Raw genomic sequence first — 19,808 nt, 5'->3', positions numbered from 1 at the left:
TCCTAATTCTTACTATATCTATTGTTAATTTTTTTCACTTTTTCATGATTAAGAAAGACTCCTAATTCTTCCATCCTACCGTCAAAACGTGATTGCCAACCTGGTGTATGACTTAACTTAAGCAAATTATTCCAAGGCTTTAAAGTATCTCGATGTACCTCTAACTTATTTTCACTGTATGGAATTTTATTAACAATAAAACATGCATTTCCAGTATCAGAGAAATCAATCACATATAGATTTTCGATTCTTAGCATGAATGCATTGTTAGTCTGAGTGGATCCTACTAATTTTTTCAAACGCCCTCTGTTTAACTCACGAAATTCTCTATGTTGAGGTTGTTTAGACTGGAAAGCAGCTGGACCTAAAAAAATTTGAGAAAATGAAATTTTATCTATATATCTAATCCAGTAGTTAAAACGATTTATATCTGCTGATGAACTAAATAATTTAAAAAAAGCTTCTAGGTCAGCTCGTACAAACCATTGAATGACCATACGTTTAGTATCTGCATTGACATTATTCCAACCGGCAGATGAATCATATTGTGGATTCCCCCATTGATTCAAAGCTAAATGCTTCAAAACTTCATACACTTGTTCCCGCTTAGAAGTCCTAGCGTATCGCTCTAATAAAGCTATAAGAATATCATTGGTATATAAAACATTCTGTTCGGCTAATTTTAGAAAGCGAGGAGTAACTTTGAAATACTCATCTTCATTCATCATTTTGACAGCTTGAATAGAGTTCTTAATCAAATCATCCCAAAACCAGCTATTAGCGGCTATTTTCAAACTATCTAAATCATTTTGAATGCCACTTACATCTTTATCATATATGAATCCATGTACAAACACTTCAGTAGGTAATTCAGATAAAAGCTCGGAATAATCCAAAAGTGTATTCATCCATTTTTTGGGACGCTTTAAATCCTTATAAACGCTCGATCTGTGTGTTTTTAGTATTTCTCTTAATTGAACCCAAATTGCTGGCTTATCTTTTACATCATCATCTTCTAAAGCAAAATAGCTATATAATAAAGGGAAATAAACCAATCCTATAAGACCAACGTCTGCTTGTTTAAAATGATGAATAATCCTTTTACCGATTTCACTAAAAATCAGTTTCTGTTTATTATCTGGTAAAGTTTTGCTTAAAGCCCATGCTAAATTTTTCCAATCTCTTCGTGTGAACGACTCAAAACCCGAGTACTCTAATTTAGAAATGGTCCTAAAAATTTTTTCATCTAAAGGAATTGTATTTTCTAAATCATCAAATCTTTGTTCGAGAACGTTAAGCGTTTTAATCAGTCGCTGAGGTTTTACAAATTTTGAATGTGTATATTGTTCACTAGAAGAATCGCAAAGCTTTTGTCCTAAACGCAATTTTAGTTTTTCTATACTCATACTTATCACCTCGCCAACTGGCAAGTTTCCACAGGAGCGGAAACAAAATGAGGTTGAGGTTCTGAGGTCTCCTTTTCTTTTAAGCCATAAAATTGCATTCTAAGCTCCACACGACGTGAAGCTTCTTTACTATCTTTAGCTGAATTAAAAGACACTCCCCCTGCAAGAAACAATTGTTTCACTTGATTTTTTTGTTGTTCAGTCAAGGATAGACCTGAACTAAATTTTGGATCAAGTAAACTGCACATCACCCATTCGGAACGACGTAAGCTCAAATTTAAATTATACAAATATGAACCATCTGTATCTGTAAAGCCTTCAATCACAATTTGCTTAAACCACTTTTCACCTTGTGGGTTATTCGCCTCTTCAAGAATAATCGGCACAATTGTATTGAGTCGATTTTGACCTACTTCATTTAACCGATAATCATTATGTGAAAAACGCCCAGCCTCGCCAAAATTTATTCGATTATTTTTACAATCGACTTCAATACCTGCATCTTTCAACTTCGCACTATGCTTGATACTTTGGCAAATATTTAAAATTTCTGCACTTCGTTGATCTTCAGCTTGAGTAGCTTCATTAATTTTTTTCGTCACAATCATAAGCGATACAGCCATAACCACGAGGAAAAGAGTCATTAGGGCTGTCATTAAATCTGCAAATGAAATCCAGAATGGTTTTTCACCTTCATCTTTAAGCCGTGCCTTTTTAGAGTACCGATTACCCAACATATTTCATGTACTCCAAATTTAGCTTTTCTTTTGTCTAACGAGATCCTCTAGATCCTCGACAAAACTACCCAATCCTTCAACCCCACTTGAAAGGCGCTTAACAGCTTGGTCAAGCGTATTATCATAAATCCCAAGGGAATGGTTAAGACTCGTTTCCACAGAAGTCCCAAAACTTTCAAAACTTTTAACTAGTACATCACTAACTTGTTCAAGATAATCCTGTATCTCTTTTTTCACTTGATTTAATGCGGTTGTCATTTGATTCATATCATCTAGCATTTTCGTGCTCATGCCCGCTTCAGATTGAGCCTGTTGAATTAGACCGTCAAGTGCCCCTATCGCCTTATTAACAGCATCCTGTGAGTTCTTATAATCACCCAATAAAGAAAGAAGATTGTTACTTGCACTAGTTAAATGAGTAGAAATAGCAGTTACTTCTGAGATAAGTTGTGATGTCTTATCGGTAACGCTAATCAATGTAGTACCTGCCCTATTAAATTGTTCCGAAGCTAGACGCATTTTTTCTGCGCCATTATTCATCCCTGTAATGCTATCAGTGGTCACGTAGGTGAGTTTCTGAATATTTTCCTTATAGGCATCAACAGCATTTTGGCTATGGATAATCAATTCTTTGATTTCAGTTCCTAGATTGTTAATTAAACTTGAAGACTGTTCATGTAGTTTCTGTTGATTATCTGCAATGACTTGGTCCTGTTCCATGCGTTGTTTAGCAATATCGGCCATTACGCTGGACATAGTTCCACCCATATGCCCTATAAGTTCAGAAACCTTACCATTTAATTGATCTATTGCATGTTGTCCTTGTTCACCAATTTTTTCTGCACCTTTCGATAAATGTTCTACCATGGAATTCATTTGCTCAGACATCGCATTTTGCTTTAACTGAATATCTTCAATCATTTTAGACATCTGAATTTCTAAATTTTTTGCACTACTTTCACTATTTACTTTCATGTCTGTAAGTAACTGAGTAAAACCAAGTTGCATTTCTTTCATAGCAGATACTGATTGAGTCATCATCTCACTCATACCAGTCATTTGAGAACCAAATGTAGATTCTAACTTTGTCATGAAAGCTGTAAGCACATCTGTCATTAATTCCTGCACAGCAGAGCTTTGATCACCACTCACCTGCTGTACACTGGAGGCAATTTTTTCTAATGGCGCTTGTAAGTTATCCGAAATGGACTGACCTATCTGATCTGCCATGTCTTTACTAGTCTTGCTATAACTTTCAGTTAATTGTGCAGTAAACGCTAGCTGATTTTTCTTATTTTCATCAATTAAATTAGTCATCATAGTTTTTAAGTCATTAACTAGACTATCTTTTAACTGACGAGCATTAGTTTCATTTGCTTGTGATGATTTTAACAATTGAGATAAATATTCTTCACTTGTTTCATCAGGTTCAAACTTCAAATCTATGGCTGTCGTAAGCTGTTCTAATTTCTCATAGCACTCTCTTAACCAAAACTTCTCTTTCCATGTAATTAGCATAGCGATTAAAATTGCTAACCCAGAAGCCATGAATGCTTCACCTACCCCACCTAACAGTAGAGCAAGACTACTTTGTACCTTCGCAGGATCGCCAGCAGGATCAAATGCGAGTAAACCGAATAAAAGACCTAAAAATGTTGCAATAATACCTACACCAGTAATAATTCCTGGAATATGTTTATAAAAATCAACTTTTAGTGGTGTATCAATAATTGCTATTTGAGAAAAAAACATGTCACTTGAGACCGTTGACCTCGATGAAATTATCTGAAACTCACCATCAACTTCTTCTCTAATATCATGTAAAGAGTTTTTATAATTTTCCCACGCATGTTTAAGAGTAGGATTCGCTGACAAAAGACTCTTTAGTGAATTTTTACTTTCTTGAAAATTCACTCCTTCATCGACATTTTTAATAATATCATCAAGCTCTTTAGCTAAGCGTTTGGCCGGAGTCCAGTATTCTTTAACAAAGAAAAACATCACTACAGAAACGAAAATTGCCATTGCTATTGGAATGACATAAAAACCCTGTAAAAACTCTGCAATAGCTAAAAAACTCACTACAAACCCCATAATATTTTTATAAATAACAATTAGAAAATTATATCAAATAAATCACTCTCCATATATCTTCTTCATTCAATCTAATAGGAAGAAAATATATTTTGTAAAAACTAATTAAAGTTTAACGATAACTTTTCTAAAATTTTTACTTTAGCTTGATCAAGCAAATCTGGATTTGTTTTAATACTTAGGGATTCTCGAGCTTTATTTCCTAAGAAATACGCAATTCTTTCTGCATTGGCACCTGAGGGATGTGGCAATCCAAATAAAACTTGGTGATCTTCTAATGATCCTTGTTGAATTAAATATTCAAAAACTTGGCTAACTTTAGGACCAAGAGGAATATAAATTGCTTTCGGCAATTGGCGAATTTCTTCCATTAAATAAGCATCAATCATTTCATTTAATAATGGGTGTTTAAGCATATTAGGTGTTGATCCACTATAGTCTTTACCATTAATAAATACGGGGTACTTTAATACAGAAGTTGTATGCACCAAATGTGCATCTTTATCAAAAAGACCTGCAGTACTTGAGATGCCCAGCTTTTCATGTAAGCCAATATAATCTAATAACTTGATCAAATTGTTGCGTAGTGTTCCACTAAACGCACCTACATTCTTAGCAACTCTAAGTACTTCTTCTTCACTCAAACCTTTTTCCAAAGAGTTCTGAACCGAACACAAAGCATTAAATAATTGAGTCTTTCCTGGAGTTATACCAACCAATACAACCTTTGCATTCTTCGTAATATAATCAAATGGAATATAGTAACAACTAAGACTTCCATCCTGTTTAATTCTCAATGGCTCTAAATTTACTAAGTCTTTACTCATGCCAACTTTTAATTTTTTAATGGCTGTAACCATACTTGAGTATGACGTTGTGCCCATGTTTCCCCTCTAGGAGTCAGTTTGTATGAATAGTGAAGAAGCTATATTACTATCTGTATTTTAAGTAGTTATAATATTTCTATCTTCTGCTACAATATTTTCTGAGATGGTGGCAGTTTAACTCACACTAAATGGTAAATTAAGACAAAAGTTTATTGAGATTTTTTATTCAGTTTTGATCCATCTTTTACCCAACCAAAATTTTTGATACGCAAGAGTACGCTTACAATCTTTGGCTAGATTTCTCTGATCTAGAAATAAATCTTTTTACGATATTTCAGATATCCAATAGCAAACAACACAAATGTACCCAGTATCAAATACCGATTCACTATTTTCCCGCGAATTTTAGCATAAAAATTCACAATGAATTGATCCAGAAAAGGTGTCATCTGCGTCACACTACGTGTCTCAAAATAATGACCTAGTTGATAATTGAGCCATACAATAACACCAATACAAAATAAGAAAAAGATACAAGGAAGTACCCAAACCTTTGGATAACGATCCATAACCATCAGGAATGTATAAAGCTCCCCTTGTATCCAACTCCACATATATTGTCCTTATCGCATAACACCCTGTTGCAGGCTATATTTCCATGACATTCTAAAAGCAGTATCTTTTGAATATTGCTTATACATATCCATATCAACCTTTCTTTGACGCAACATGACTTCATTCATGATCTTATCAAAGGCTAAATCTTTGGTATGTGGATCAGGGTTATTTAAGTACTTGCTCTCAAAATCAGAATGTTCCTTGATTTGTTTTAATATATTCACAAACTTCACTTTTTGCTCTTCAGGAGTTGCGGCCCAACTACCAAACCAACGTTCATTAAATGTTTTAATAATTTCATCTAATGGGTCTTCTTCCGTTTCACCGCCATGAGCCCCACGTGGATTAGAATTTGTCGGATCTAAAACCGTTTCTTCGGCATCTAATTCAATCTGTTCATTGAGTTTTTTACGTTGTAATCCATATGAATTTAAATCCACTGAGTTTAATAACTCATCCAATGCATCTGCTTCAGGGTCTTCGATTTTAAGTTTCGGAATCAAAAATTTTAAGAACCAATACAACTTTTCCCAAGCTGGAACTTCATATGGTAAAATTGATGCCATCTGACCATAAATCTTCACAAACTGCTTTGCTTTGATTTTGAAATCTGCTTTGTCCCCAGCAGTCAATTCTAAGTCAAAACGTGCAACGGCGATATCAATAATCGGACTCAGTTTTTCTGCATCTACTGAATCAAAGTATTTTGTGGCAAATTCTTCCACTTCCGATACCTCATATACCCCAACACCATCTAACTCACTTTTTAGTTCGTTGAGTACATTGATATCAGTGGCTTGTGATAATGTAGTCGAAGTATAGAAACGATCAAATGATTGTTTGATATCTTCTATTTCATTGAAGAAATCTAGCACAAATAAATCTTCAGTTCGCTTACCTAATTTAGGTGCTGAACGATTTAACCGAGAGAGTGCTTGAACACACAGCACGTCAGCCAGTTTTTTATCAACATACATCGTGCAAAGCTTCGGTTGATCGAAACCAGTTAGATATTTATTGGCAACAATCAATAACCGATATTGATCTTCATTCACCCCAGCAGGCTTTTTCTCACCAATATAGCTGCGATCGAACATATCTTTGGTGTCATTATCAGAGAAATCGTTGAGAATGGCTTCCGTATATTCAATCCCATCGACTTTCTTCTCTCCAGAGAATGCAACGATTGCTTTAAATGGATAACCTGCTTGCTCTAAGAGTTGGTCAATCGCTTTATAATATCGGATCGCAGACTCAATATTTTGAGTCACAATCATCCCTTTTGCTTTACCTTTTAACTTCTTGGTATTTACAACATGCTGGATGAAATGATCAAGCATCACTTCAGCTTTGATATCGATCGTCTGCTGTGTTTTCTCTACATAACTTCTTAATGTTTTCTGCGCTTTTTTCGTATCAAATAACGGATTAGCTAAAATCGATTTTTCAATTTCATAGAAGCTCTTGTAGGTCGTATAGTTCGACAAGACATCTAGAATAAATCCTTCTTCAATCGCCTGTTTCATCGAATACAGATCAAAAGGTTTAAAAGAACCATCAGCTTGCTTTTCACCAAACTTTTCTAAAGTCGTATTCTTTGGTGTTGCAGTAAAGGCAAAATAGGATGCATTGCCTTTCATCTTACGTGCCAACATCGCACTTAGAATTTTGTCTTGAACATCGACCCCATCAACGTCTTCGTTAGCCTTGCCCATAACTTCATTCATTTTGTCATGTGCAACACCTGATTGAGAACTATGTGCCTCATCAATGATCACAGCAAAACGCTTATCACTTAAGTCTGCAATTCCATCAATAATGAACGGGAATTTTTGGATTGTAGTAATAATAATTTTTTTGCCATTTTCTAAAGCAGATTTCAATTCTGAGGACTTATGAGCATGCGTCATAATATTTTTAACCTCAGAAAACTCCTTGATGTTCTCTTTAAGCTGTTTATCAAGAATACGGCGATCCGTCACCACAATCACTGAATCAAATAATGGATGTTCTAGTCCTCGGCTTCCTGCAATGTCTTCTTCTTCTGGGTAGGCTTCAATCAACTGAAATGCCGCCCATGTAATCGAATTTGACTTACCTGAACCTGCAGAATGCTGAATGAGATATGTCTGCCCTACGCCACGTGCAGAAACATCATGAATAAGACGTCGTACTACGCTGAGCTGATGATAGCGCGGGAAATAGAGAGTCCTTTTATCTAATAAGGTTTTCTCATCGCCATCTAGTCGTACGAAGTGCTGAATGATATTAGCTAGACTATCTTTAGAAAGCAGTTCTTCCCATAAATATGCAGTTTTATGACCTTCTGGATTTGGTGGGTTCCCTGCTCCTGCATTATGTCCTTTATTAAATGGCAAGAAGAAAGTATTCGCACCTGCTAGCTTCGTAGTCATATAGACTTCATCAGTATCTACAGCCATATGCACGATACAACGTGCAAAGTTGAGTAATGGCTGAGTAATATCTCGATCTTGTTTATATTGCTTCTGCCCATGATGACGAGCATTTTGCCCTGTCCATTCATTCTTTAATTCAAAGGTAATGATTGGAATACCGTTAAGAAACACCACCATATCAATTTCTTGCAGTGGGTTAGCTTTTGAATAGCGTAATTGGCGAGTCACACTGAAAATATTCTGCTTGAATCGATCTTTGATCTTCTGAGAACTACTTGCTAACGGTGCTGGGTACATCAACTGAAAATGCGCTTGATCTACGGCGAGACCTTTTTTAAGCAAATGAACTACCCCATGCTTACGAATCATTCGATCAAAGCGTTCATAGATTTTTCTTTGCCAATCGTGTGGGTTAAATTTTTGAATCTTTGCCAATTCTTCAGCTTGCGTTTGCTCTAGAAACTGCCAAAAATATTGGGTATCTAGTGCATACAACATGTCAAAACTTGAAGGTGAACCTGACACAAAACCATGATGAGGTAGAGCAATGTCTGTTAAACCTGCTTTGACATTCTCAAGGCATGTTCCAGTTAGTGCCTTTTCAATTGCCATTTCTAAAGCACGTTCATTGGTTAAACTGACCATTAGGCAACCTCTTCTCTTTCTGGATGTTTAATTTCATCTAGTACTTGCTGTTGTGCTTTGATGATATATTTAAACTCGTACATTTCTTCACTTGTTACTGGTCTAAAAACATCAACATCTTCTAAATTTTGCTCAATGATTTCATTGATAAACTCACCGTTCTTAAACGTGATTCGAAGCTTATTTTTAACCCTTAAACTTGGCATTGTCTCTCTGTTGGAAACAGATAAATAATCAAGATCTGTTTTTGCTAAACCGTATTCTGGTGACAGCAAGGTGAAATATAAAACATAACTTCTTAGTTCAGCGTGTTTGCCTCTAAGCACCGATGTTTTTAAAAGATAAATAAGATCATTGCTTTCCTTTCTAATGAGAGCATATGAGCAATAGCTAAATATTCTGTTATCAAGAATAAAATATCTTCTCCAATCATAGATTTGAGCCAACTTTTGATTTCTAATAATTTCAAGTTTCGCAAAACTTATATCATCATCTAACAAATCAAATAATATTTTAAGTTGTGGCTCTTTATTTTCTTCAGACACTCTATTTTTATCAAATACAGCCCTCCAATTTTCAGCCCTATCACGATAAGAATTATACGAATCTGAACAAAAACTTAAATTTCTCCCGTATTTTACAAAATAGTTTCCTAAACTTAACAATGATCGATGTAATCGATATTCCTTGTCTTCGATAAAGGCTTTTGTAAATAACTTTTCCGCAATTTCAGCATAATAAGCAAACTTATTCATACAAATGATGTCACCATCTGCCTTTGCATAATCAAGTAAGAAATCAACGCGACCGTGGAAATAATTATGCTTTTCGTATTTATTTAACAATTCTTTCCAAGCTTGATCTTGAAGTATGAGTTGGGCTTTTTCAATCTCATGTTCAATATGTGATTTTTCAAAAGCAGTTTTACTACAAAATTCTATGATGTCTTGCTGTTGGTGCAAAGTGCTAATTTTTTGTAGAACGTTTTCATGACCAATATAGATTGCTAATTGTTCTAGCGCTTCGAGTACTGAGAGCATCAATTTTTCAGAGTTATAGTAACCCTTAGCATTTTTTACTAACCACCCACTAATTCTGTTCCAATCCTCAAATTGATCAATATTTTGAATATACTTAGTAAAATAATAAGTAGTTGCTAAGTTTGCTTGCTCTTCATAGGAAGGCTTATCTTTACTTAAGATTTCAAGAATATTGTTTTGGCTTTGTTGCTTTACAATAGCAAAATCTAAAAGCGCTGTTATGTGATCAATCGTATTGCTAACATCATTTGAGAATAGATCTATATATTCAATTTGCGAAATAAATAAATTCAGTCTCAAACGGCTCACTAAACTATCACTATCTTTTTCATCCGTGTAATCAGATTTTTGATTTTTGGATAAATATGCTCTGTACTCACATAACAGACAAATTTTAAATAAGTGAATAAAACTCACATCAAAAGACTTATTCCAATCTTTATTATTACTAGCAGTCCAGATTAAATCAGTCCATTCTGAGTCAATACTCTGAAAAAAAGCATTTGCTTTGCTTGTATCTATTTTATTTTCAAGAAAACCCTGGAGCCATGCTTTAAAATTTTCAAATTCTGTTAGTTGAACCCCCCTGGCATTCATTTTGATATATAGCTCATCGGTTAATGAAAACTCATTCATTGGTAGCAGATAAAAATTCAGAACTGAATGACTACTCAAACTCACCCATAATTTCTCAAGCTCATCCGCCGTCTTTGACCCTAGTAATGAATCCAACTCATCTAACATCGTTAAGATTGAAATAATGGTTGGATCTTTACGCCATACTGCTAAAAACCACGCTTCGTTTTCAATCGCCACGGAAGGCTTACCGATCCATTCCATTTCGACTAACTTCTCAACCAATTGAGAAATGAACAGCTTAGAACTTGTACGCGTTTGATAACTGAATTTCTGTAATTGTCCTTTGATTAAATCAATTTCATTTATATTTGCTTTATTTTTATTCACAAGATAACAATGTAAAAGGAACAAAGTCGTTAGACGTTGTTGCCCATCTAACAATTCAAGTGTTTTTTGATTTAAAGCCCCATAGACAAAATCAAGTTCAAGCTCTTGATTTTCAGTCAAACTTTGTACTAAGGCTTGCAAAAATGCTTTACGGATTTGAGTAATCTTTGGATCATTCTTTCGACCCTGTGCGTAATCACGCTGAATTGTAGGAATAACAATATGATATTGTTCCAATGCTTTCCACAATGTCAATTTAGCCATTTTGATCACCCCTCATTTTCATCGTGAAATTCAATACCATATTGTTTAAAGCAGTCTAACAATGCTTTTTTATAGTTTTTCCTGTCCGCTATATCCCACTTCAGCATGTGGTTTACATCGTCACTAAAATATTTAGAGAAGACCTGTTGTGATGCCAAAGGAATAAAGTTCGCTGTGTTAGTTTTAGCTAATTCATACAGCTCTTTTTCTGCTTGTAAAACTTTCTTTCTTTTAATAAAAAACGGATCATTCCCTATAGAGCGATTATCGCTTTCTGGTAAAAGGCATAAATTATCAAGTGTCTGAATATTTTCTGAAAAACTACCAATCAAGAGTTCTAAAATTTCATTATATTCACTAAACAAAAGTTCTCTTTGTGTAGGATCAGAGACTGTCTCATATTGGCTTAGTATCGCTCTAAGCTTTTGTTTTGAAAAAATGTCTGCTATTTCTCCTAATAATGCCTTTTGCTCAGAGATCCAAACCTTGATTTGATCATCCTTGTTGGATAGTTCCTCACTTTGCTGGGCATGGATATGCTCAATATCCCACTTTACTTGGTTATAGCGTTTAAAAGAAAAACGTGTGTTGTGTCGCTCATATCTAAAAATATTAAATAATATGAGAATAGATTTAATTTTTGGGCGGCATGAGGTGTCATCTACATCATAGAAGATATGATCAAAATCTAATTCTTTGGCATTTTTGTCTTTCTTGAAAAGATTACTTAATTCAAGTTGGATAAAATTTTTTAGCTTCGCTTCAAATTCATCTCGTTTACACCCCTGTGCAACTAACCAAATCTCTTGGATTGTTTTATATTTCTGACCGATTAGGTATCCAATCAAATGATATAAACGATCATTTTCATACCACTCATTTAAATACTGGAATCCTGAGAGAACCTTTAGCCACTCTGTTTCAATTAAATCTTTCACATCTTGGGCTGATTTAAACTTATTAGCGTAATGGATAAAAGTTTGATGATCCACTTTCAGTTTTAACACTTTTTTATCAGTCGATTTATCCGCAATAAGATCAAAAATAAGTTCAATACGCGTGTGTTTATTGGTTTGTTGTGATGGACTCAAGAATGCCCAAAATTCATCATTTTGTAGCGCTTGCTCTATAGCATCCCATTGATTCGCCATTTCAGTTTGTTTCTGAACTGCAAGATGATCATTCCCATAAGCTTTCGCAATTTTTTGTAAGAATAATGCTTTAATCAACTCTGCATCGGTGAGTGGAATCTTCCCCTGATTCAGTCGGCTAAAGATTTCAATAGATTGCTTTTTTGAATCTTGATCTCGATTTACACGTACAGCGTACCAAATGACTTTTGTATGATGCAGAAGCTTATTTTTCCAATGTTGTTTGTTAAATTCTGATCCCTTTTCCTCAAACCATTTTTTCACAGCTTGATAAGCCGTGTAGAAGTAATGTGCATCAATCGTTGGCAGGTTATTTTCAGTGAGTCCAGCTAAGTTATTTAAATGCTCTGTACTAGATTCTCTAGTTTCATAACGAAGAGAGAAATATTGCTCATTGGTTAAGTAAGTCAAAATAATAAAAATTGTGGACATCCGTTGCTGACCGTCAATGAGTTCCCAATAGTATTGTGTGCCCTCAGTTTTTCTTTTAACGACTACAGGTTGCAAGCAATAGAAATCGCTTTCCTGCTTTGGTTCAAACTCATCAATGTCATCTAGCAGTTCCGTAACTTGTTGCTGTTTCCATTTATAGCCTCGTTGATAACTATCTACGAAAAAATTAGCATTCTGTAATTCACTGATGGTTTTCAGCTCCAATGAATTTTCTTTTTGCCCTAAATAAGAAATAAGTTTCTCTAATCGATCATCTGCAATTTCGGACAAATCCGGCTTGTCTTCTAAAAGCTGGCTAATCTGTGCCAATAAATTTTCCGTATTCACCCTATACCCCAATTTCTTAAATTTTTACTGTTCTTACTTAATGATTTGATAAGCTTCATTCATATACGGCTTAAAGGCTTGTTCGAGCTTCTGAATATGCTCCAAATGCCAAGCCGTATGATTATTCCATAACTCTTGATTGTAGCCGTTAGTATGTAAAATAAATTCAATGCGAGATGATTTCTTGTTATCTAATCTGAGCCAATCTAGTGAGTGACCAAACTTACTTTCAATCTCATGTTTACGCTCATAAAAGAAATCAAACATTTGTTTATTCTCTACGGCTTCCTTTCTCTCAAACTCAATATCTACTCGTATCGCTTTCTGCAAGAAAATCAGATGATAAGTGCATTGCGATATACCAGTTGCCGAACTCAGCCAATGATCAGTCTTCGGGCTAATATTGTTATAAAGTGAATTATCACTTTGTGAAAAATGAGCAAGCAATTGCTCCCAATATTGGTAGCGAATATCGGTATGATCAGCTTGTTTTACTTTGGCGATGGTTTCTTCATCTTCTTTTCGAGTGAGTCTTACCATATATTCCGATGCTTCAGGTACAGGTATAATCTGCTGGATATCAACTAGCAATTGTTCTGCTAACTTGTAAGGTGAAACCTTTACACATTTCACATCAATCTTACGGTCAAGCAGCCACAGTGCAGTATTGGTCACTTCCTTTCGAAACTCACCTGCTACTAAAATAATTCGTTGGCTATTGCGTGGATTAAGTGTCGTAATTGACACGCCCATTTCCTGATGTTCTTCTAAAAAGCGTTCAATCAATATTTTGGCAGTGTTTTTGACTTGGTCGGCATCAAAGGCATGATCATCTAAATCTGCACATACAGGTTTATTTTTAATTAAATATTTTGCAAATACGTCTTCAATATCATCTGAAGTAAACGGTGCAACATAAGACGCATACTTGAGTGCCTGCCACACGGCATCACGTCCACTGTCATCGCGCTTATTTTCAATCAGTACAAGCTGTCCCTTGGTGTCTAATGCCAAAAGGTCTAAGCGTTCCCCAGTCCCATCAAAGCCATCAAATTCTTTTTGGATAATCAGCAGTTCTTCGCCCAAGGCTTCTGGATGGCTGACTAACCATTCTTGCAAGTCATAACGCTCGGTCAGCTGTTGTTCGCTGAGTTTTGTACCATCTAATGGTTTCAGTTTTTTATTGGTTGTGTCTACTGTATATAAGCTCATATTCCCCCCGAAATATTAAAAAAACCTAACCAACCGAAGTTCGCTAGGTTTAATTTTTTATTCCACTTTAATTTTGCCTGTCACAGCGTCATTAATGAGTGTGGTTTTATATTCTTTGAGTTTTTCGATTTGTTGATTTATTAATTCAATTCCTGCATTAATTTTCTGCTCTTCTACTTCAATATATTCGATGATTTCATTTTGCTCGTAAATTGGAGCATACGGAACTAATACATCACCGAACTTATCAAAGTACAGGCGAAGTCTCATATCCATAATTCCCCTTGAATGTTTTTTCAATTCTGCACTACAAGTTGGAGACCTAAATAATAGATGATAAATATATGGATTTAATGGCTTTACAGCTCTTAATATGTCATATGCTGGGCTTGTAACTCCATTGTAATTAGATAAACCAATTGCCCCCATCCATGCCAGCAATTTGTTAACAATAATGTCGCCTTTTCTAACTTTCCAATATCCATCTGTAGTAGATGCCTTATTTCCTCGTTCTTCCAATTCTTTACGAGGTTTGACACCTATATCTGTATAAACAGATAAAAGCTCTAAATCATTGTTTTTAGGTGCAGGTTCAATAATTAACTTAAACAAATTTTTTACTTTTATGATTTCCCAATGCTCAGGAATTTCACCTATCCATTCCACACCCGAGTCTTTCATCGGTACATTTGAATCTAAACCTTGAGTCACTGCTTTTTGAATGACAATTTGCTTACGTTCATTAAGTAAAGCAATTTGCTGTTCTTTAATGGCAATAGCTTGGTCGATATTCATCAAAAAAGGATTTAACAAATCTAAAATCTTAGATTGCTCATCTAAAGAAGGTAAAATTATGAAAAATTCAGAGTATTTATCTGCACCGATATTTTCAATAGTAGCTTTATTGAAAATCAAATTTTTCCATTCAAAGAAAACTTCTGAATTTAAATACAGATATAAATATTTTGGAATAATTTTGTTAATGTCCGCTTTAGCTTTAATTAAATAACCTGCAAAACAAAAAGCTTTTTCATTTGCATTTTCTAATTTAAACAAAAAACTTTTACCAACTGATGCACCACTTCTTGCTAACAGAATATCGCCATCATCCAACAAATAATCTTTACCTTTTTTCCAAGTCAAAGATAATTTGTTTTTTTCATCCAACTTTCCATCATCATTAAAATCAGTGATTCTAATGTATCTAGGTAAATCCTCTGAAAATTCTATACCTGATTCATTAGCTCCATATTTGAGAGGTTCTTGTAGTAAGTGCTTAAGTTTTACGACATTCCAATTATTTGGAATTTCACCAATCCAATCCACACCCGAATCTTTATAAGCATCATATTTTTCAAACATCATGCTTCTCCTTAAAGACCCAAAATCTGTGCAATTAAACCATCCGCTTGCTTCTCAAGACTTAAAATATCCTGAGCAACTTCTTCTAAAGAACGCAACGGCTTATGCTGGTAGAAGTACTTATTAAAGCTGATCTCATAACCAATCTTCACAGAATCCAGATTAATCCACGCTTCAGCCACATGCGGTTTTACTTCATCTAAGAAATACTGATGAATCTGCTGTTTTATCGGTACAGACTCACTATCACGTAAGTCGCTGTTACTTTCATAAGTGGTAAATTCGCCTTTTTTCACCGTTGCATAATAGCCAAAGTCAGCTAAATCAGTTTCTACACAACCCAAATGTGTAACTAAGTCAGCAAGCTCAGCGTCATTCAGCTTCACGACTTTTTTCACCACTTTTTCTGCGCTTTCGTCATACCAACTCACTGCATTTAAAATGTTGTTCTTTTCAGAATTCGACAGCTTAATTTTTAAGGCTTTAATCGCTTCATCGACTTTCTTTTTAAACAAGTTAAAGTCAGAAAACTCATCTGTGCCGACTTGTTGCATGATGCTTAACGCATTGTCCAACGCTGTTTTTAAAGCATTCCAATACTTCACATCAAACAGCTTAGCTAGGGCTTTATTATTCAAGGTAATCTCTTGTTCTTCACACCATGCCAGTACTTCTTTTTTCACAGCATCTAGCTTCGCTTCGGTATAAATGTCATCGCCATAGGTGCTATACATATATTCCATTGGCTCAAACAGCGACTTATCAAAACGTAAGCCTTGCAAATGCGCTGTACTAAACTGTGCTTTACGACGGTCAGGACGCTCAATATTGACTTTGTAATAACCAAAATCTTGGTTATCAAACACCTTACTTGCAATACCAACAGGATCATTTTGCTCGTTAAGCTGACGTTCTACATCTTGACCTGCAAGATAAGTCTGCATAATTTCCGCAATATGTTCAGGGGCAAATTCACAGTTTTTATTACCTAAATTTTTACGCAACTTACGGAACATTAAACTTGCGTCAATCAGTTGCACTTTGCCTTTACGATGCTTAGGTTTGTTATTCGACAACAACCAAATATAGGTGGTAATGCCTGTGTTATAGAACAGATTATTTGGTAACTGTACAATTGCATTCAGTAAGTCATTTTCGATGATGTAGCGACGGATATTACTTTCCCCGCCTCCAGCATCACCCGTAAATAAACTTGAACCGTTATGAACTGAGGCAATACGGCTACCAATGCCATTATGCTCAGGCGATTTCATCTTATTGACCATTTCCATGAGGAAAAGAAGCTGACCATCGCTTGAACGTGGTGTTGCATCACACGATTCTTCATTGCCCCAATAGTCTTTTAGCTTCACTACGAAGCGAGGATCAACCACATCTGACCCATCTTTGATGTATTTTTGCTCAGATGCCCAACTCTTACCATACGGTGGATTTGACAACATAAAGTCAAACTTCGTACCAACAAATTCATCTGTGGTCAGGGTCGAACCAACACGAATGTTTTCAGGGTTATTGCCCTTAATCATCATGTCTGACTTACAAATGGCATAAGTCTCGTCATTAATCTCTTTACCATACAAAAGCACGTCACGGTTGCCTTTTTCCACGGCATAACGTTCATCAATAAAGTTTTGAGATTCAGTCAACATCCCACCTGAACCGCATGCAGGGTCATAAACTGTAATGGTTAAAGGTAATTTCTCTTGAATTGGGTCAAAGACAAAGTGCGTCATTAACTCAATCACTTCGCGTGGGGTAAAGTGCTCACCCGCCTCTTCGTTATTTTCTTCGTTAAATTTACGAATCAATTCTTCAAAGACATAGCCCATACCTAAGTTGGTCAATGCAGGCAAGCGATAACCGTCAGGATCTACAGCACTTTCATGTGTTAAATTAATATACGGCGATAGAAATTTCTCAACAACATCTAAAAGCACATTTTTATGTGACATGTGGCGTATTTGAGCAAATAGGTTAAAGCATTGAATAATTTCTTTAACGTTAGCGCTAAAACCATCTAAGTATTCTTCGAAGTTTGCTAATAAAATTTCAGGGTTATTCGATGCCGCTGTGTAGAGTGAACGTAATGTCCACTTTGATGTGTTATAAAACACATAACCTGATGCTTCTTTTAAAGCTACATCATCAAACTCAGTGAGTTCCATTTCGACTTGTTGATATCGTACTTCTTCAATTACTGCATCTTTAGTTGGTTCTAAAAGTGTATCTAAACGGCGTAATACCACCATCGGTAAAATCACATCACGATATTTACCGCGTACATAGACATCTCGAAGGCAATCATCAGCGATTGACCAGATAAATGAAACCAATTTGTTATGTACTGAATGATCCATAAGAACCCAAAATAAAGCGTAAATTTTTAATGCCTGTATTTAACACTATTTTAAAGTTTTACGGCAATGTATATATGAATTACTTAAATATTGCTACTCGAAGTATCTTGCAGGCTCACCACATGGATATTGTTGACTTGTAGATTGCCCCGATCCTGTATGCTCACTTCGCCGCCTTTGATAGTCAGGCGATTGCTTTCTGATGTGCTAGTTTGTTTGCCTATCGATGCACTTCCATCACCGCCATAGGTGTAACTCATACTTTGGCTATTGGTTTTGCTATGACTACTTTGGCTGTTATGTTCTATTCCTGCGGTGACATTCAGGCTTTGGTTCCATCAAAGCTGGTGGTGTCTGTTACGGTTAGACCAACCTGATCAGCAGCATTCAGTAATTCTTTTGTCAGTACCACGTCAGAATCTACATTTGATTGGGTAGTATTTGTCTTCATAAACTTCAATGAGTGTGACTAAAATTTCCATTTCCTCAGCTTCAGGCGTACCTTTATCTGCTTGAAAGATGCTTTCTAAACGAATAAAAGCGTTAGTAAGATCAGCATCATTTCTGATTGGTTTAATAGTCACTGATATTTCCTCATTCTCATATTATCCTCCAATTACTAATACCCAGAAACAGGAGGATAGACATCAATATAGTTTCTTTAATTTAAGAGTATTATTTCGGCTTCGAATAAAACTTACTCTTACTATCATACTGATAAAGTACAATTTTATTTACTTTAACCATCCGATTATTGTCATTCATATCCGTTCCCTGATAATGAATCTGGAATGGATAAAATGGTTGTCCATTTTTGTTAACTTTGATTGCTGAAGAATAGCCGTACTCTGGTTGTTCTGAAACTTTTCCTTCTTCGAACATTTGTTCAACAATATAGTCGTCCTCATTTAACAAAAGAAGTGACCATACGCTTTCCCCATAACCATTGCCGTAATAACCATCAACGGTATAGCTTCCTAGTGTATTGTTTCCAAATGCTTGTAAGTTCTTTTTAAATTCTTGGGCGTTCCATGAGGTTCGACCATATCCCTCAATACTTTCAACTCCCCCTTGGACTGTTTTTGAAATCATTTGGAATTGTCCATTGTCCAATTTTTTAAAGAGATATAATTCCAAAGTACCTCGTGTAACATGTGAAGTTTCTATCCTGCCTTCGATTACTAAAGTCACTTCCACAGGGACTAAATAACGGGCTTCCCCCTGCATATTCTGATAAGTAAAAATAGGGGCAATACTGATCACAGCGTCTGTGAGATCGTCCAAGTCGCTAGGCTTGTTAACATAGTAGTAATTGCCACTCCCCCAATAATCATCTTTTTGTCTTTCTCTGGATGATGTCACTTTATAAAAACTTCGAGCAACGGTATCTGTACTTAGGTTAGGGAGTACAACTTGCTTAAAGTTCTTAGGTCCAAGCTTGGATGTATCATAGTATTTAATGGCTGTTTGTACTGATGGCGTTTGAACAGCATTGAGCTGCTGTGCTTTAGCCTGCAATGTATTGTATAACTTGACCGCTTCAGGTTGTCCCTGCCGTGCAGCACTTTGCAACAAAGTAACGCCCTTTTCTGCATCCTGTGGCACACCATCCCCATTAAGATACATGACTGCTAATGTGTACTGTGAAGGAGCAAAACCATTCACTGCTGCCTTGGAAAACCATTCAGCCGCTTTTTTATGATCTACAGGTACACCTTTCTTTCCTAAGTAGTAAAGCATCCCCATATTATGGTGACTTTGATTATTATCTCCTTTGGTCACGACTTGTGACAGTACATAGTTCAGTCCTGCCGACAGGTTCACTTTCTTGGTTTCAGCAGATACTGTTGAACTGGTAACTACAATATTAGTGGCGACAACAAGGTGAAGCATTAATCTTTTCATTTGATT

General features: G+C 35.6%; 12 protein-coding genes. All 12 read right to left on the bottom strand.

The window, feature by feature from the left end; translation table 11 throughout:
* Positions 1-2: 2 nt before the first annotated feature.
* The 12 genes from AC4CUY_RS04555 to AC4CUY_RS04500 all read right to left on the bottom strand — a co-directional run bounded on the left by AC4CUY_RS04555 (position 3) and on the right by AC4CUY_RS04500 (position 19,802).
* Positions 3-1,406, bottom strand: coding sequence for an EH signature domain-containing protein (locus AC4CUY_RS04555; RefSeq protein WP_419359842.1), 1,404 nt, complete (start codon positions 1,404-1,406; stop codon positions 3-5).
* A 5-nt stretch (positions 1,407-1,411) separates the two neighbouring features.
* Positions 1,412-2,143, bottom strand: a complete 732-nt coding sequence (gene zorB1 / locus AC4CUY_RS04550) for a type I Zorya anti-phage system protein ZorB1 (RefSeq protein WP_490773723.1) — start codon at positions 2,141-2,143, stop codon at positions 1,412-1,414.
* An 18-nt stretch (positions 2,144-2,161) separates the two neighbouring features.
* Entirely contained in the window at positions 2,162-4,237 is a 2,076-nt protein-coding gene (zorA, locus tag AC4CUY_RS04545; RefSeq protein WP_490773722.1) for an anti-phage ZorAB system protein ZorA, read from the bottom strand.
* Between the two features lie 101 nt (positions 4,238-4,338).
* On the bottom strand, positions 4,339-5,121 hold the full coding sequence (locus tag AC4CUY_RS04540) for a uracil-DNA glycosylase family protein (RefSeq protein WP_490773721.1): 783 nt from the start codon (positions 5,119-5,121) through the stop codon (positions 4,339-4,341).
* 566 nt (positions 5,122-5,687) lie between these two features.
* Positions 5,688-8,744 carry a type I restriction endonuclease subunit R gene (locus tag AC4CUY_RS04535; protein WP_490773720.1) on the bottom strand — a complete coding sequence of 1,019 codons (3,057 nt, stop codon included), beginning with the start codon at positions 8,742-8,744 and terminating at the stop codon, positions 5,688-5,690.
* A complete protein-coding gene (locus AC4CUY_RS04530) occupies positions 8,744-11,014 on the bottom strand; it encodes a GmrSD restriction endonuclease domain-containing protein (protein WP_490773719.1) in 2,271 nt (756 codons plus the stop codon). Before AC4CUY_RS04530 ends, AC4CUY_RS04535 begins: the two co-directional genes overlap by 1 nt.
* Before the next feature lie 5 nt (positions 11,015-11,019).
* Complete coding sequence (locus AC4CUY_RS04525) at positions 11,020-12,945, bottom strand: DUF262 domain-containing protein (protein ID WP_490773718.1); 1,926 nt, start codon at positions 12,943-12,945, stop codon at positions 11,020-11,022.
* 33 nt (positions 12,946-12,978) lie between these two features.
* Positions 12,979-14,157: a DUF4268 domain-containing protein gene (locus tag AC4CUY_RS04520; protein ID WP_490773717.1), complete on the bottom strand. Its 1,179-nt coding sequence runs from the start codon at positions 14,155-14,157 to the stop codon at positions 12,979-12,981.
* A gap of 57 nt (positions 14,158-14,214) precedes the next feature.
* Entirely contained in the window at positions 14,215-15,522 is a 1,308-nt protein-coding gene (locus tag AC4CUY_RS04515; protein WP_490773716.1) for a restriction endonuclease subunit S, read from the bottom strand.
* A gap of 8 nt (positions 15,523-15,530) precedes the next feature.
* Positions 15,531-17,897 (bottom strand): type I restriction-modification system subunit M, encoded by a 2,367-nt coding sequence (locus tag AC4CUY_RS04510; protein WP_490773715.1) that lies wholly within the window; start codon positions 17,895-17,897, stop codon positions 15,531-15,533.
* Positions 17,898-18,310: 413 nt separating this feature from the next.
* Positions 18,311-18,481, bottom strand: coding sequence for a hypothetical protein (locus AC4CUY_RS04505; RefSeq protein ID WP_198114713.1), 171 nt, complete (start codon positions 18,479-18,481; stop codon positions 18,311-18,313).
* A gap of 91 nt (positions 18,482-18,572) precedes the next feature.
* A complete protein-coding gene (locus tag AC4CUY_RS04500) occupies positions 18,573-19,802 on the bottom strand; it encodes a tetratricopeptide repeat protein (protein ID WP_490773714.1) in 1,230 nt (409 codons plus the stop codon).
* Positions 19,803-19,808 lie beyond the last annotated feature (6 nt).

Source organism: Acinetobacter sp. 778_lipA, assembly GCF_058242985.1.
The sequence above is the reverse complement of the archived record's forward strand: the minus strand, read 5'-3'. Positions and strand labels throughout refer to the sequence as shown.

Coding starts and splice junctions, on each gene's coding strand:
- AC4CUY_RS04540 (WP_490773721.1), bottom strand. CDS start 5,121: ATGGGCACAACGTCATACTCAAGTATGGTTACAGCCATTAAAAAATTA.
- zorA (WP_490773722.1), bottom strand. CDS start 4,237: ATGGGGTTTGTAGTGAGTTTTTTAGCTATTGCAGAGTTTTTACAGGGT.
- AC4CUY_RS04510 (WP_490773715.1), bottom strand. CDS start 17,897: ATGGATCATTCAGTACATAACAAATTGGTTTCATTTATCTGGTCAATC.
- zorB1 (WP_490773723.1), bottom strand. CDS start 2,143: ATGTTGGGTAATCGGTACTCTAAAAAGGCACGGCTTAAAGATGAAGGT.
- AC4CUY_RS04555 (WP_419359842.1), bottom strand. CDS start 1,406: ATGAGTATAGAAAAACTAAAATTGCGTTTAGGACAAAAGCTTTGCGAT.
- AC4CUY_RS04520 (WP_490773717.1), bottom strand. CDS start 14,157: ATGAGCTTATATACAGTAGACACAACCAATAAAAAACTGAAACCATTA.
- AC4CUY_RS04515 (WP_490773716.1), bottom strand. CDS start 15,522: ATGATGTTTGAAAAATATGATGCTTATAAAGATTCGGGTGTGGATTGG.
- AC4CUY_RS04535 (WP_490773720.1), bottom strand. CDS start 8,744: ATGGTCAGTTTAACCAATGAACGTGCTTTAGAAATGGCAATTGAAAAG.
- AC4CUY_RS04500 (WP_490773714.1), bottom strand. CDS start 19,802: ATGAAAAGATTAATGCTTCACCTTGTTGTCGCCACTAATATTGTAGTT.
- AC4CUY_RS04530 (WP_490773719.1), bottom strand. CDS start 11,014: ATGGCTAAATTGACATTGTGGAAAGCATTGGAACAATATCATATTGTT.